The sequence below is a fragment of the Fodinicola acaciae genome (assembly GCF_010993745.1).
Classification (GTDB): Bacteria; Actinomycetota; Actinomycetes; order Mycobacteriales; family HKI-0501; genus Fodinicola; species Fodinicola acaciae.
This window is the reverse complement of record NZ_WOTN01000003.1, coordinates 516,801-532,183: the sequence shown is the minus strand read 5'-3', so window position 1 is coordinate 532,183 and position 15,383 is coordinate 516,801. Positions and strand designations below refer to the sequence as shown.

At 67.1% G+C, this 15,383-nt stretch carries 12 protein-coding genes; 4 read left to right on the top strand and 8 right to left on the bottom strand.

All coding sequences use genetic code 11. The features are described from left to right. Positions 1–12: 12 nt before the first annotated feature. Positions 13–879: a TIGR03621 family F420-dependent LLM class oxidoreductase gene (locus tag GNX95_RS28850; protein WP_246281793.1), complete on the top strand. Its 867-nt coding sequence runs from the start codon at positions 13–15 to the stop codon at positions 877–879. Here GNX95_RS28850 and GNX95_RS28845 read toward each other — a convergent pair. Further along, positions 876–2,516 carry an L-lactate permease gene (locus GNX95_RS28845; protein ID WP_163510773.1) on the bottom strand — a complete coding sequence of 547 codons (1,641 nt, stop codon included), beginning with the start codon at positions 2,514–2,516 and terminating at the stop codon, positions 876–878. The genes GNX95_RS28850 and GNX95_RS28845 overlap by 4 nt on opposite strands. Positions 2,517–2,607: 91 nt before the next feature. On the opposite strand from GNX95_RS28845, the gene GNX95_RS28840 reads away from it, so the two are divergent. Next, positions 2,608–3,363 carry an SDR family oxidoreductase gene (locus GNX95_RS28840; protein ID WP_163510772.1) on the top strand — a complete coding sequence of 252 codons (756 nt, stop codon included), beginning with the start codon at positions 2,608–2,610 and terminating at the stop codon, positions 3,361–3,363. A 659-nt stretch (positions 3,364–4,022) separates the two neighbouring features. Here the strand turns inward: GNX95_RS28840 and nicT are convergent. Continuing rightward, complete coding sequence (gene nicT / locus GNX95_RS28835) at positions 4,023–5,102, bottom strand: Nickel transporter NicT (RefSeq protein WP_222854014.1); 1,080 nt, start codon at positions 5,100–5,102, stop codon at positions 4,023–4,025. A gap of 283 nt (positions 5,103–5,385) precedes the next feature. On the opposite strand from nicT, the gene GNX95_RS28830 reads away from it, so the two are divergent. Further along, a complete protein-coding gene (locus GNX95_RS28830; RefSeq protein WP_163510771.1) occupies positions 5,386–6,150 on the top strand; it encodes a sugar isomerase domain-containing protein in 765 nt (254 codons plus the stop codon). A gap of 228 nt (positions 6,151–6,378) precedes the next feature. On the opposite strand, the gene GNX95_RS28825 is transcribed toward GNX95_RS28830, so the two are convergent. The 4 genes from GNX95_RS28825 to GNX95_RS28810 all read right to left on the bottom strand — a co-directional run bounded on the left by GNX95_RS28825 (position 6,379) and on the right by GNX95_RS28810 (position 10,579). After that, on the bottom strand, positions 6,379–6,861 hold the full coding sequence (locus tag GNX95_RS28825) for a hypothetical protein (RefSeq protein WP_163510770.1): 483 nt from the start codon (positions 6,859–6,861) through the stop codon (positions 6,379–6,381). 50 nt (positions 6,862–6,911) lie between these two features. Beyond that, positions 6,912–8,084, bottom strand: coding sequence for a hypothetical protein (locus tag GNX95_RS28820; protein WP_163510769.1), 1,173 nt, complete (start codon positions 8,082–8,084; stop codon positions 6,912–6,914). 50 nt (positions 8,085–8,134) lie between these two features. Continuing rightward, positions 8,135–9,754, bottom strand: a complete 1,620-nt coding sequence (locus GNX95_RS28815; protein WP_163510768.1) for a putative N-acetylmannosamine-6-phosphate 2-epimerase — start codon at positions 9,752–9,754, stop codon at positions 8,135–8,137. Positions 9,755–9,838: 84 nt separating this feature from the next. After that, positions 9,839–10,579 (bottom strand): GntR family transcriptional regulator, encoded by a 741-nt coding sequence (locus tag GNX95_RS28810; RefSeq protein ID WP_163510767.1) that lies wholly within the window; start codon positions 10,577–10,579, stop codon positions 9,839–9,841. A gap of 248 nt (positions 10,580–10,827) precedes the next feature. Between GNX95_RS28810 and GNX95_RS28805 the strand changes: the two genes are divergently transcribed. Continuing rightward, on the top strand, positions 10,828–11,658 hold the full coding sequence (locus GNX95_RS28805; RefSeq protein ID WP_163510766.1) for a siderophore-interacting protein: 831 nt from the start codon (positions 10,828–10,830) through the stop codon (positions 11,656–11,658). A gap of 787 nt (positions 11,659–12,445) precedes the next feature. On the opposite strand, the gene GNX95_RS28800 is transcribed toward GNX95_RS28805, so the two are convergent. Continuing rightward, positions 12,446–14,002 carry an acetolactate synthase large subunit gene (locus GNX95_RS28800; RefSeq protein ID WP_163510765.1) on the bottom strand — a complete coding sequence of 519 codons (1,557 nt, stop codon included), beginning with the start codon at positions 14,000–14,002 and terminating at the stop codon, positions 12,446–12,448. Next, the gene (locus GNX95_RS28795) at positions 13,999–15,372 is read right to left on the bottom strand and encodes an FAD-binding oxidoreductase (protein ID WP_222854167.1); all 1,374 of its coding nucleotides are present in this window, start codon (positions 15,370–15,372) and stop codon (positions 13,999–14,001) included. The genes GNX95_RS28800 and GNX95_RS28795 overlap by 4 nt, the downstream gene beginning before the upstream one ends. Between the last annotated feature and the right edge of the window lie 11 nt (positions 15,373–15,383).

Below are 15,383 nucleotides of genomic sequence, written 5' to 3'. Positions count from 1 at the left end.
GAAGGAAGTGGCGTGACCCGGAGCCTTCGCTTTTCGGTCAACCTGTTGGCGGCCTGCGGCCGGCAGGAGTGGGTGCGCAAGGCGCGTACGGCCGAATCCGCTGGATACGACCTGATCATGGTGCCCGACCACCTCGGCATGCCGGCGCCGTTCACCAGCCTGCTGCTGGCCGCCGAGGTGACCGAGCGACCGAGGATCGCGCCTTTCGTGCTGAATGTGGGGTTCTACAACCCGACGCTGCTGGCGCGCGAGGTCGCCGGGCTCGACCAGTACACCGGCGGCCGGCTGGATCTGGGGCTGGGCACCGGATACGTGCAAGCCGAGTTCGAGGCGGCCGGGATCGCGTTCGGGACGCCGAAAGAACGCGTCGACCGGCTGGAGCACACCATCCGCGAGCTCGACCGGCTGCTCGCCGATCCTGAGCACCAGCCACAACCGCTCCAGACACCGCGGCCACCGCTGCTGATCGCCGGAGTCGGCAACCGGATCCTGCGGTTGGCGGCGGAAAACGCGGCGATCGTCGGTCACCCCGGCATGAGCGGCACCGGCGTGCTCGCCGCCGGCGACACGGCCAAGCTGGCCGAACGCGTGGCATACGCGCAAAACGCCGCGGGCGGTCGCGACGTCGAGCACAACTTGTTGTTGCAGCAGGTGAAAATCACCGATGACGCGCGGTCGGCCGTGCAGGCGTTCAAGCCGTACGCGCCGGACTTCACCGACGAGAAGCTGATCGACGACGCGCCGATCGTGCAGGTCGGCACGGCCAAGGAGATCGCCGAGCGGCTGCGTCGCATCGCCGACGAGGCCGGCGTCACGCATTTCACCGTACTGGAGGAAAACCTGACCGACTTCGCCGCCGTGATAGAGGAGCTGCGTTAGCCGACCCGCATCCAGCCGAGCACCGGCGTGGACTGCAGGAAGACCAGCAGGCACATCGCCAGCAGGAACAGCAGGCTCCAGCCGAAAACCCGGCGGAACAGCACGCCTTCGGCACCGACCTCGCCGACCGCGGCGGTGCCGATGGCGAGGTTCTGCGGCGAGATCATCTTCGCCATCACCCCGCCGGAGGTGTTGGCCGCGCCGAACAGGATCGGACTGGCGTGCAGCTGCTGTGCCGCGGTGATCTGCAGTTTTCCGAACAGTGCGTTGGATCCGGCGTCGGTGCCGGTGACCGCCACGCCGAACCAGCCCACCACCGGGGAGATGAAGGCGAAGAACGCGCCGGTGCCGGCCAGCCACAGGCCGAGGGTGGAGATCTGGCCGGACAGGTTCATCACGTACGACAGCGCGAAAACCAGCAGGATCGTGACGATGGCCCAGCCAAACTGGCGCAGGGTCTCCCAGTACGTCCTGAGGGCGGTCAGCGGTGTGATCCGCAGGATCAGCGCGGTCACCACACCGGACAGGAAGAGCAGCGTGCCGGTCGCGGACAGCCAGTTGAGCTTGTACGCCACCGAAACGGCCTTTCCGGTCGGCCCGGTGATGTCCAGACCCGGCCAGTCGAAGGTGATCGTCGGCGCGTTGAGCACACCCGCGATCACCGGGATCTGCGCGAGCGAGAACAGCACGACCACGACCGCGTACGGTGCGAACGCAAGGAAAACGTCGGCACACGAGTCACCGTCCGGACTGCCGACCCGGCGCGTGAAAGCCGGGTCGTCGGTGGCACCGCCGGCCACGACCGGCCGCGCGGCGACCGAGCCGGCCTTCGGTTTCCACAGCCGGTTCAGCAAAATCACCGCGCCGGCCGAGACCAGCGAGGCGAAGATGTCGCACAGCTTGTAGTTGACGAAGTTGGCGAACGCGAACTGCGCGACGCCAAAGGACAGGCCGGCGGTCAACGCGGCCGGCCAGACCTCGCGTACGCCCTTCCAGCCGTCGACGATGCCGACCAGCACAAACGGCACAAGGACAGCGAGTACGGCGACCTGGCGGCCGGCCATGGCGCCGAACTGCTCGGCCGGCAGCTCGGTGACCTGACCCATGATGGTGATCGGGTTGCCGAGTCCGCCGAACGCGACCGGAGCGGTGTTCGCGACGAGTGCGACGGCGGCCGCTTTCAACGGACTGAAGCCAATCGCGATCAGCATGACCGCGCAGATGGCGATGGGGGAACCGCCGCCGGCGAGAGACTCGATGAGCGCACCAAAGGAAAACGCGATGACGATCGACTGGATCCGCCGGTCGTCGCTGATCGCCGCGAAAGCCCGGCGCAGCACCGCGAAGTGGCCGGTTTTCACGGTGAGGTTGTAAATCCAGATCGCGTTGAAGGTGATCCACAGGATCGCGAGCACGCTGAGCGCCGCGCCGAACACGCCGGCGTCCAGGGTTTGGCCGATCGGCATGTGATACGCGGCGATCGCGATCACCACCGAAATCCCCAGTGACAGGGCGCCGGCCCAGTGCGCGCGCCACTTGAACACGCCGAGGGTGACCAGGAGTGCGAGCAACGGCAACGAAGCGAGCAACGCCGACAGCGCGAGCGATCCGGTCGGATTGAAGTCCTGCTGGTACACCGGCCACCTCCACGTTCACATATGTGACATGGAACACATATCTGAAAGACCTATGATGGCATCTTCGTGCGACGGGTGGAAGGGACGGCCGATGCTGGACATGTTTTCCCTGACGGGACAACGCGCGCTGGTCACCGGAGCGCGCAGTGGCATCGGCCAGGCCATCGCCGTCGGACTGGCCGAGGCCGGCGCGGATCTGGTGCTGCTCGGTCGCGAGTCCACAATGGACGAAACGGTGGCCGCGGTACGCGCGGTCGGCCGCGACGCCGACACTTTTGGCGCTGATCTTGGCGATCCGGCCGCGGTCGCCGATGTGGCACGTCGGATCCTGGACCGCCACCAAATCGACATTCTGGTCAACAATGCCGGCGTCATCCTCCGCGGCCGGGCCGAGCGCTTCGCGTTCGCCGAGTGGCGCACCGTGTCGTCGGTCAACCTCGACGCGGTTTTCCTGCTGTCACAGGCGTGCGGTGCCGAGATGCTGCAACGCGGCGCCGGCAAGGTCATCACCGTGGCGTCGGTGCTGTCCTTCCAAGGCGGACTGAACGTTTCCGCGTACGCCGCGACCAAACACGCCGTCACCGGACTGACGAAGTCGTTGGCCAACGAGTGGGCCTCGCGCGGCGTGCAGGTCAACGCGTTGGCGCCCGGATATGTGGAAACCAACAACACGCGGCCGCTGATCGAGGACGAGCAGCGCTATGCGTCCATCCGCGACCGTATTCCCGCCGGCCGCTGGGCCTCGCCACGCGACATGGTCGGCGCGGCGATTTTCCTTGCCAGCCGCGCCTCCGACTACGTCAATGGCCACGTGCTGGTGGTCGACGGCGGCTGGATGGCACGTTAGAGGCTGGGCGCGCCTGTGCGGCGGATCGAATGTGCAAGTGTGGGCTACTTTTGGCGCTGAAAGTGGCCCACACTTGCACATTCGATTCCGCGCGAACCAAGAAACCGGGCATTTAACTTGAGTTTTACCCTCTGGTTGGTGGCTGGTTCCACGCCGCTGGACGCCCGACGGCTGGCAACGTGAGGATCCTCGGCTGGCCTACCCTGCTCCCAGAGCTGCCCATCCGGTCATCGTCCGGCAGCGCCGCGACCGGGTGATGTACGTGGCCATCGGCTGCGCGGACCGGCTCGGAAGGTGTCATGGCGTCCCGGTAGGTGGCGAAAAGGTCCACTACATGGCGCGGGTAACGCTAAACGTCTGTCTTGTGTGATTTATCGGAGGCGTGAATGTCGAGTTACTGGCGCCAGATGCGTGAAGCAAGGCTTTCACGCCTGCGTGATCGTCAGCCCTTTGTGGTGGGTGTGACTGCTGAGGCCAGTAATGCTGTTGTGACTGCTCGCCAGGCCAGGCTCAATGTCGGGGCGCGCCACCCAACCCCGACCACAGGTTGAACTCACGTTTAACGCTAGTGTCCCGAGTCAGAAATTCGTCACTTATCTCGGCGCCCAGACGGCGTCTGGATCCCCGAGCTAAGCAACGAATTTCGGACTCGGGACACCCTAGTCGTCGACGTTGAGGCTCCAGCGGTCCTCGATACGGCCGAATCGCCACACCGCGAGCGCGACGATCCAGGTCAGGACGAAAATGCCGACGACGATGAATCCGACGTAATTCAGGTCCAGACCGCCGATCCACGCCAGCGGACCGGTGGTGATGCCGAGTTTGTCCGCCAGCAGGCCGATAAGCTCGATGCCACCGATCACCACCGCGACCACGACGGACAGGCCGGTGACGGTGATGTTGTAGTAGACCTTGCGCACCGGCTTGGCGAAGGCCCAGCCGTACGCGAAGTTCATGAACGAGCCGTCGATGCTGTCCAGCAACGACATGCCAGCCGCGAACAGCACCGGCAGCGTCAGAATCGCGTACCACGGCAGCGAAGAAGCTGCAGCGCCACCGGCCAGCACCAGCAGGCCGATCTCGGTCGCGGTGTCGAAGCCGAGGCCGAACAACAGCCCGACCGGATACATCTGCCACGGCTTGGTCACCGCTTTGGTGGCACCGCGCAGGATCCGGTTCATGAAGCCGCGGTTGTTCAGGTGGTCTTCGAGCTCTGCCTCGGAGTAGGAGCCGGTCCGCATCCGGCGGAAGACCTGGACGATGCCGATCAGCACGACCAGGTTGATAATTCCCAGCACCATCAGGAAAACACCGGAGACCAACGTGCCGATGAGGCCGGTGACCTGGTGCAGTGCCGAGCTGTCGTTGCTGAGCTGGCCGGCGACCTGGATGCCGAAGGCGAGCAGCACGCACAGGATGAAGACGATGCTGGAATGGCCGAGCGAAAACCAGAAACCGACCGACATCGGCCGTTTCCCGTCCGCCATCAGCTTTCGCGTGGTGTTGTCGATCGCCGCGATGTGGTCGGCGTCGAAGGCGTGCCGCATGCCGAGCGTGTACGCGGTGACACCGAGCGCGACGCCGAAAATCCCGCTGCCGACGTGATAACCGCCTGGCACGACGAGCAGCAGCAGCGTCCCCCAACCGGCGATGTGCAGGATCGCGATGGTGGTCAGCATGCCGGCGGCACTGCGCCACTCGCCGGGGGTCAGCCGGAAGCGGCTGGAAATGGCAGCCATCGCCACCCTCTCTTGGTCGGTCGGTACGCCTCTCCATTATCTGGTAGATGCAAGGAAGTTGCATCAGCGGTACGGTCAATCGTTATTCGCTATTCATCACCTTTCTGTGGTTATGCGAAGTTATTTGATTTCTTAGACCATTGTCGGCAGACAGGTTCATGTTGTTGCTGCTGAGAACGGTTCCACTGTCCACAGTGGTCTGGTCGAAACCGCGCAATCGCTTCTCAAGCGACGCCTGCGCGCATACGGTCAGGGTCGAGGAATCCGACGGCACGGAGGCGATGTGACCCACCCCACGGCGAGCTGGAAGACCTGTGCCGAGCAGGCTGTCTCTGTGGTCGACCGGGTCACCTCGACCCAGGGGCCGGCCGTCGAGCAAGCCGCCGAGCTGATCGCCACGGCGATCGCCGGCGGCGCGATCGTCCAGGCATTTGGCACTGGCCACTCCAGGTCACTCGCGCAGGAGTTCACCGGCCGGGCCGGTGGCCTGTTGCCGGTCAACATGCTCGCGGTCAAGGACCTGGTGATGTTCGGGGACACCAACCCGAAGGAGATCCTGGATCCGTTGTGCGAGCGCGATCCCTCGCTCGCCGAGCGGATTCTCGGCTTGGCCGAAGTGGATCCGCGGGACATCTTCGTGATCGCCTCGCAGTCCGGCGGAAACGGCGTCATCGTCGAGATGGCCGCGTTGGCCCGAGCTCGCGGCCACAAGGTCGTCGCGATCACCTCGCTGGAGCACAGCCGGCGGATAACCTCGCGCCACCCCAGTGGCAAACGGCTCTTCGAGCTGGCCGACGTGGTGATCGACAACTGCGGTTTCTACGGCGACGCTTCTGTCGCGCTGCCGGATGGCGCGGCGACGGCTCCGATGTCGACCATCGCAGGAGCGGTGATCGTGCAGATGATCGTCACCGAGGTTTGCGGACGGTTGCTGGAAAAAGGCGTACGCCCACCGGTCATGGTGTCCAACAACGTGCCAGAAGGCGACGCGCACAACGCGCAGCTGTGGCAGCAGTTCGGTGACCGCGTACGCCCGGTCGAGCCCTAGGTTTCGAAACAGCACGCAGCACGATCGGATCGCCGGACCACAGCGACGGTTCGCGGCTCGCGCGCCACGGACGTACGAACGGACAGAGCCGAAACTCCTCACCGTCCAATGTGGCCACCGGTACGGTGTGGTCGTCACCGCCGCCAGGCTGCCACAGCTCGCGATAGAACGGCACGGTGCGTACGGCCTGGCGCAGCCGGTGCCGATATCCACAGTCCCATCTCCTGGTCATCGCATCGCTTCCTCGAGCCGCGCCGGCACCTCTCCGGCCTGACGCACAGCCCATGAGAGCAACGGTCGTTCACCGGTGTCGCGGAACGTTTTCACCGCTTCCAGCAGTTGAGTGTCCGAGAAAACCGCGCGGAGGCTGGCAAAAGCCGGTCCGCGGTCGGTGCCGAACAGAGCGCGCATCAGCACCGGATAGTCTCGCCGTCCTGCCTCGGCCAGCCCGCTGTCCACGACCGCGGCCAGTCGATGTGGTTCCGGATCGCGGAAAGTGCCGCGTACGGCCGGTTCGATCCACCTGGTCCTGCGTCCGGCCGTCCGCAGCCAGCGGCCGACCGCGGTGACTCGCTCGGCCAGGAATCGCCGGTAGGTTGCGGATCGTCCGGCTCCGAGCGTGTCGATCGCGGCCTGCTCGGCATCGCAGGAGTTGCCGAGCGCGGCCACGATGGCGTTCAGTCCCGGCAGGCCGGCCGGATAGGCATCCACCGAGATCTCGCACAGCTGACCGAAACGCGCGCGGGACTTCGAAACAGACCCTAATCCAGTTGTCGAGCCAGGCGTACGGCCTCGGCGACCGCGAGCTCGGCCGCGCCGGCCGCGACCGGTGAGATGTTGACCTCGTAGACATCGGTGTCGTACGCGTCGCGGGTCGGCAGATAGCCCAGATATCCCTGCGTGTAGCCGACCAGCGCCACCGGTCCGCTCAACGCGTCGGCGAGCTGTTTTTCCAGCGCCAGATACGGTTCGCCGCCGAAGCCGACCAGCCGCAGCGGTCCGAGGCGTACGGCGCTGATCGCCAGCCGCGGGTCGGCGGTCCGCGCTTTCGCGGACAGCTCGGCACCCTGTACGGCGGTTTCCGCCTCCCGGATGGCGACCGCGTCACCGGAGGAGCGTACGGCGTCGAAGCGCGACCGGATTGCCGCGAGATCGGGACCGTCCTCGGCGACCCGGGACGGCAGGGCGAAGTCGGGCGTACGCGAACCGCGCGCGTCACCGATGTCCAATGTGGACGACGGAGTGTCGACGAGGTCCAGGATCTGTGCCGCGGCCACCGAACCGAGGCGCGCCAACTCGGCCTGCGTCTGCTCGTGGCGATGTGGACGGGTGCTGACGTCGCCGGCGGCACCGGTGGCGACCATGGCCCAGTCAGTGGTCAGCGCGCGACGCACCGAGCCGGCCAGATCGGCGCTCAGCAGTCGGTTGTCGGCGCCGAGAACCGTCGGATGCACCGGCAGGATCGCCAGCAGGCCGCGTAAATGTCCGTCGGGAAGCCGGAAAGCCAGTGCCGTAACTGGCACGGACTGCCGGGGCGAGACACCACTGCGTTGTCCGGCCACACCGTCCAGCTGTCCACTGTGGACGGTCAGCGAACCATCCTCTTCGGCCTCGATGGCGGCCGCCGCAGCGTCGAACGCGGCTTCCACCAAGGAAGACAGCAGCGGTGACGGAGTCGCGCCACCGCCGGGCTGGCAACCGGTCTCCGGACCGGAGTGCGTGTGCGTGGCGCCGAGCCACACGAGTTCCGGTGCGACGCCCGGCAAAGTGGACAACCGGGCCGCGACGGCATCGGCGAGATCGGTGTTGACGGCCGGAAGGTCGCCAACCAGCCAGAGAAATCGCCGCTCTGCCACCGAAAAACTGACCGCGTGCAGCTCGAGGCCGTCCATCGTGCCGGTGCTCGGACCGGTCCGCGCCGCGTAGCCTCCCATTGGCGTTCCAAGCGGGACGTCCAGAGAAACCGCACCGTGTCCAACGGAAATCATCGTGTCGCCTTCAGAAGTAGGCTGGTAATCGCCATCGGATTGGTGACCGCCGTCCCCACGATGACCGCGTACGCTCCGGCCGAGATCGCCGCGCGTACGTGCTCAGGAGTGCGATAGCGGCCTTCGGCCAGCACCGGGCAGTCGAGCCGGTCGACCAGCGCGCCGACCAGGTCGACATCCGGTCCGTCCGGCACCGGACCGCCGGTGTAGCCGGACAAAGTCGTCGCGACGATGTCGGCACCGGCGGCGCGGGCCGCCAGACCGGCCTCGACATCGTCCACGTCGGCCATCACCGGCACACCGAGATCGCTCTTGATCCGCGCGATAAGTTCGGCCAGCGTGCCGCCGTCCGGACGTGGCCGCATCGTGCCGTCGATGGCCACCATGGTGGCGCCGGCTTCCACGACCGCCGTGGCGGCTTCGATCGTCGGCGTGATGTAGACGCCGCCGGGATCGCCGACCTTGTTGATGCCGATGATCGGCAGGTCCACAGTGGACCGGATCGCGGCGATGTCGGCCGGTCCGTCGGCGCGGATGCCGAGTGCTCCACCGGCCGCGGCGGCCGCGGCCATCAGCGACATCGGGGTGGGGCCGTGCAACGGATTGTCCGGCCGTGCCTGGCAGGAGACCAGCAGGGAACCGGCCGGAAACGGAAGGCTGTCCACTGTGGACACCGGTACGGAGCGGTCCGGCCGATAGACGCTGACGACCTTCTCGTACGTCCCCAGTGGTCCTCGCGCCAGTTTTTTGGCGCCATCCAACGGAGTGCCGGCGGCCGGTACGAAATCGGCCTGTGGCACGGTCTCGGCGAGCCGGCGCCGGATCGGGTCGAGCAAGGCCGGACCGGCGGAGAAAAGGCCGCCGGTGTAGGCCACCGTGATCGGATCGTCGCCGGACACGCGGCGTACGCCGGTCGCGATCGTGTGCGCGAGGCCGGCGGCCGCGTCGGCGACGATGGCCGCCGCGACCCGGTCGCCGTCGGCCGCCGCGGCGAACACCTCGGTGGCGAACCGGCCGACGTCGGAAACCAGTGACGGCGAAACATAAAGTCGCTGCGCGAGCGTACGGACATCGCCATAGATCTGTTCGGCGACACCGGTCAACTTCGTGGCGCGGCCGCGGCCGTCCATCGCGGCGAGCACGGCGCGCAGTCCGCCGCGACCGATGGCAAAGCCGCTGCCGACGTCGCCGAGCAGATAGCCGGAGCCGTCGATTTTGTAGGTTTCGCCGGCCGAATCCATGCCGAGGCAGACGACTCCGCTGCCGGCCGCCACCACCAGGCCGGTGCCGTTGGGCAGCGCGCCGGCGTGCGCGGTGACCATGTCCTCGCACAGCCGCACCTCGGTCGCGTCCAATGTGGACGCGACGACCGCGGCCAGCCGCCTGCGGTCCTCGGCCTTGGCCGGATATCCGGTCAGGCCGAGGCAGGCCACCTCGACCGGTCCGGTCAGGCCGGCGTGCGTGGCGGCGGTGCGTACGGCGGAGGCGATGGCTGCGACGGGATCTCCGCTGTGGTAGCTGAAACCCGGCCCGGTGCCGCTGTGCGGTTCGGGACCGGCCGCCAGCCGGAGCCCGGACTGGCCCCCGTCGACGGCCACCCAGCTCGGATCGCTCATCGAATCCTTTAGCCCTTCAGTTCTTTTGCCGCGTTGCCGCGCAGCACGAAGTGGACGTCACAATGCCTGTGGTGGTGCGAAAAACTAGCCGATGGCGCCGCGTACGGTGGACGGCCGCGGCGGCCGCAGCTCGGCGGTGATGGAATAGCGGTCGCCGCGATACATGGCGATGCAGCTCTCCATCACCCGGCCGCGTACGTCCAGGCTCATGCCGCGGATCGCCAGGCACGGCTGGGTCACCGGGATCTGCAGCCGCTCGGCGGTCTTCTGGTCCGGCATCGCCGGCTCCAGGTGACAGGTGCCGCTGGCGATCTCGACGCCGTAGCGGTTGGCCAACAGCTCATACCACGATCCGTTGAGATCGTCGGCGGTCAGCCCGGGCACATAGCGCTCCGGCACGGTCGTACGCTCCACTGCCATCGGCGCGTCGTCGGCCAGCCGCAGCCGGACGAACTCGACCACCGGATCGCCGAGCGGGATGCGCAGCTGCCGGCTGCGCGCGCGGTCGGCGCGGTGGCGCCGCAGCTCGAGCGTACGGCTGGCCGGTTTCATCCCGCGTCGCAGCATTTCCTCGGTGAACGAGGTCATCGCCAGCCGGCGGCTGATCTTCGGCCGCGAGGTGAAGGTGCCGCTGCCCTGCCGGCGTACCAACAGGTCCTGCAACACAAGCTCGTCCATCGCGCGGCGCAGCGTCATCCTGGCGACCTGCCAGCGCGCCGCGAGCTCGCGCTCGGACGGCAGGATGGTGCCTTCGGGCTGCTGGTCGATCAGGTCCAGCAGCCGGGCCCGGATCTCGGCGATCTTGCCGGGTGCCGCAGTGGCCATCGGTGACCCTCTCTTTCCCGCCGGACGTGCACACACCATCCGTGACCGGTCATCCCACACACCAGAGGTTTGGCAATTATGGATAGACCAGTTGTCCAGCCGGCCATCGACGGACGGCCGTACGTGCTGGATCAACCGTACGGCTTGGGAGGCCACTGGTCTAAATGAGGTTGTGATGCTTGTCCGGGTGAAGGTAAGGCTTACCTTCCTGTATGGTGTGAGCAGCACCAGACAGATGTGGGGGGACCATGGCCGACAGCGGCGTCGCTGCGCCGAGCCCGACCGCCGACGCGTACCGGATGTTCTCGGCGCACGTCGTCGACCGCCAGGTCGTCACGCCGCACATGGCGCGGATCACCTTCGGCGGCGACCTCGACGGTTTCACGACGGTCGGCATCGACCACCGCATCAAGCTGTTCTTTCCGTTGCCTGGCCAGGATGCTCCGGAAGTGCCGACCGGCAGCGACTGGTATCAGCGTTATCGGGCCATGCCGGCGGCCGTACGTCCGCCGATGCGCACGTACACGATCCGCAACCACCGTCCGGAGGCCGGCGAGGTCGACGTGGACTTCGTGCTGCACGGCGACACCGGCCCCGCATCGAGCTGGGCCGGCCGGGCGCGTGCCGGCGACCGCGTGGTCATCTGCGGCCCCAACGCCGCCGTACCGCCGACCGTCGGCTACGAATACCGTCCGGTCGCCGACTCCGACTGGCGGCTGATCGTCGGCGACGAGACCGCGCTGCCGGCCATCTCCGGCATCCTTGAGTCCTTCGGCCCCGACGAGAAGGCGATGGTCTTCGTCGAGGTGCCGGAGGAGGCCGACGTGCAACCCCTGGCCACCCGCGGCGACGTGTCCGTCACCTGGCTGCCCCGCCACGGCGCCGGCGACGGCGTCGGCCTGTCCCTGCGCCGAGCCGTCACCGAGGCCTCGTTCCCAAACGGCCGGCCATACGCGTGGCTCGCCGGCGAGTCGAGCACCGTGACAGCGCTGCGGCGGCATCTCGTACGGGAGCGGAAGCTGGACAAGCAGCAGGTCACATTTCTGGGGTACTGGCGTCGCGGTGGGCCGATCGAGTAGCGGTTTTGGTTGTGCGGTTGGGGTTTCTGGCTATTGCGTTGCGAAAGTGGTTGCGGTTTCTGATTGTTGCGTTGAGAGGGGGCGGGCTCTTCATTTTTGTTGCGTTTGCGGGTTGTGCGCCTTCGCGGCGGGAGCTCCTGCGCGGAGGGCGACCTCAAGGGGAGGGGCGCGGGGTTTCGTTGTTGGCCCGGTTGGGTGCCGCGTGTGCGGTTGGGTGGGTGGCGTGAAGGTCCAATATGTGGGATGCGGAGGCGTGTGGAGCGCTAAATGTCCGGCTCGTGAGGGTCGTGGATGGCGTGAAAGCCTTGTTTCTTGCGTTGGACGCAAGAAACAAGGCTTTCACGCCGCCGCGATCACCGGAGGCTGTGACGGGTGTGACTACTGAGGCTGATAATGCTGTTGTGACTGCCGGTCGGCAAAACGTCCGTTTTGATGTCTTGTTAAACAAAGTATTACGCAGCCAGGTCGCCCCACCTGCATTATCAGCCACAGCAGTCACACCAGCACCACCCTGGACGCTGTGATGGCGTCCATGCCGACGGGGAGAACGAGCAAGCCCGGAAAACCCAGCCCCGCCCGCAAACCACCGCCCGCACCCCCATGCACACCGATTGGCGTTCCCGCGCCCCCTCCCTTGAGGTCGCCCTCCGCGCAGGAGCGCCCGCCGCGCAGGCGAAAACCCACCAACCACCCACCCACGCAACAGACAGAAAACGCAACCACCTCCCCGCCGCAACAATCGGCGCCGCAACCACTCACCCACCGCAACAACCCGTACCCCTCCAACTCACGGAATCAGCGCCGGCACAATCGCCTCGATCAAATGCGGCCCCGGCTCCAAAAAGGCCCGACGCAACCCCTCCGCCAGCTCCTCAGCCGTCGCAGCGCGTACGGCCGGCACCCCCATTCCCTCGGAAATAGACACAAAATCCAGATCCGGCCGGGACAGGTCCAGCAGCTCCTTGGCTCGCGGCCCGCCGGCCTCGGCGCCGACTCGTTGCAGCTCCATCCGCAGGATCGCGTACGCCGAGTTGTTCAGGATGATCGTCGTGACGTCCAGGTTTTCCCGTGCATGCGACCAAAGTGCGGAGATCGTGTACATCGCGCTGCCGTCGGCTTCCAAGCACAGCACCGGCCGAGAAGGGCAGGCGACGGCGGCGCCGGTGGCGACCGGCAGGCCATAGCCGATCGCGCCACCGGTCAACGTCAAGATGTCGTGCCGCGGAGCGCCGGCGGTCGCGGCCGGCAGCAGTACGCCGGAAGTGTTGGCTTCGTCAACGATGATCGCGTTTTCCGGCAGCAGCGCGCCGATCACGTCCGGCCAGTTTTGCGGCGTCAAGTCGCCACTGGGCAAAGCGGGTCGCGACGGCGATGCGCGTACGGGCTCGGTGTCCTTGGCGACCGCGTCGGCGAGGCGGCTCAACGCGCCGGCCACGTCCTCACTGGAACCGGCCAGCGTGTGTACGGCACAGCCGTCCGGCACCAGATCACTGGGTTTGCCGGGATACGCAAAGAAAGACACCGGTGACCGCGCACCGGCCAGGATGAGGTTTTCGGTGTCCTGCAACTGGTACGCGACCTGCTCGGCCAGGTAACCGAGCCGCTCGATGGTCGGCAGGCCGGCGCCGCGGGTGAGCCGAGCCGGGAAGGTCTCGACGAAGACGGTCGCGCCGGTGGCGGCCGAAATGCGGCTGGCGGCGAGCAAAGACTCCTCGCGGGTGCCGACACCGCCGAGCAACAGCACGGTCTTTTCGCCGGACGTCAGGGCGTTGACGGCATCGAGGATGGCTTCCTCGGCCACCGGCGTACGCTCCGCGGCCGGCACCGGTGTCGCCGGTTTTCCACCGTCAGACCAGGAAACGTCGGCAGGCAGGATCAGCGTCGCGACGCCACCTGGTGGCGAGCAGGCGGCCGAGACCGCGTCGGCGGCGTCGCGGCCGACATCCGCGGTCTTCTCGCTTCGCCGCTGCCACGCCGAAACCGCCGAGGCGACCGCGTCGATGTCGGATTCGAGCGGCGCGTCATAGCGTTTGTGCGTCAGAGCGTGGTCGCCGACGATGTTGACGATCGGCGTCGAGGCGCGGCGTGCGTTGTGCAGGTTGGCGAAACCGTTGCCGAGACCGGGTCCCAGGTGCAGCAGCACGCCGGCCGGCCGGTCCGCCATCCGCGCGTAGCCGTCGGCGGCGCCGGTCGCCACACCTTCGAAAAGCGCCAGTACGCCGCGCATGTCCGGCACCGAGTCCAGCGCGGCCACGAAATGCATCTCGGACGTGCCGGGGTTGGAGAAGCAGACGTCGACTCCGGAGTCGACGAGCGTACGGATCAGTGCCTGTGCGCCGTTCATGCGTCGCCTTCCGCGAAGAGTACGTCGGGGTTCAGGATGCCGTTGGGGTCGAAAGCGGCCTTGATCCGCCGCATCAACGCGATTTTGGCCGGATCCTCCAGCTCCAGGAAATACTTCTTCTTCTCCTGACCGATCCCGTGCTCACCGGAGATCGAGCCGCCGACGGCCATTCCGGCCGAGAACAGCGCCTTCAGCGTACGATATCGTGCCTCCGCGTCCGGCTGGAAGAGCGCCAGGTGCACGTTGCCGTCGCCGGCGTGACCGCAGCCGAGGACGTACGACCCGTGTTCCTCGGCCACCGACCGGGCCCTGGCCAGAAACTCGGCGATCGACGCGCGCGGCACGACGGTGTCGATGATGCAGTGCGCGTTGGCCGCTTTTGCCGTCCAGAAAGCCTTTTCGCGCGCTTCGATGAGCTTGCGCGCGGCCGGTCCCGGCAGCACGTAAATGTCGACGGCGCCCAACTCCAGCAGATGCGAGCCAAGCGCCTCGACGTCCTCCTCCAACCGCTCGGAGGACCGGTTTTCCAGCGACACGACCAAATAAGCCTGCGACGAGTCGCGTACCGAGTCGGGGATGCCGAGCGAGAGGTCGGCGTTGTACGTGATCGCCGCCATGGTCAGCATGTCGATGTATTCCAGGATCGACGGGCCGATGCCGGAGGCGACCACCTGCGGCACGGCACGCGTCACCTCGTCAAGGGTCGCGAAAGGCGCGAGGACGGTGGTGGCCTGGGTCAGCCGCGGCGACAACTTCAGCGTCGCCTCGGTGACCAGCGCCAAGGTGCCTTCCGAGCCGGTGATCAGCTGCGTCAGGTCGTAACCGGTGCTGACCTTGACCACCTTGCCGCCGCTGCGGACGATCTCGCCGGTCGGCAGCACGGCCTCGACGCCGAGCACGTGGTGGCGGGTGACGCCATACCGTACGGCGCTCATCCCGCCGGCGTTGGTGTTGACGTTGCCACCGAGGCTGCCGGACAACTCGCCAGGATGCACCTGATAGGCCAGACCGACGGCCGCGGTCGCCTCGTCCAGCGCCGCCAGCGTCACGCCGGGCTGCACCACCGCGACGTGGTTGGCGGTGTCGATCTCGACGATCGCGTCCATCCGCTCGAAGGACACCACGATGCCTTCGGCGCGGGGGATCGCCGCGCCGGACAGGCCGCTGCCGGAGCCGCGCGCGGTCACGGGCGTACGCGTCGCGGTCGCCAGCTTGAGCACGTCGGCGACCTCCGCGGCGGAGGACGGCTTGACGACGTACGCGGGACGCACCGGCGCGAGGTCCAGCGACTCGTCGTGGCCGTAGTCCTCGGGAATCGCCTCGCCGGCCAGCACATGAGCCTCGCCGACGATCGCGGCCAACTCGTCCATGGTCATGCGGA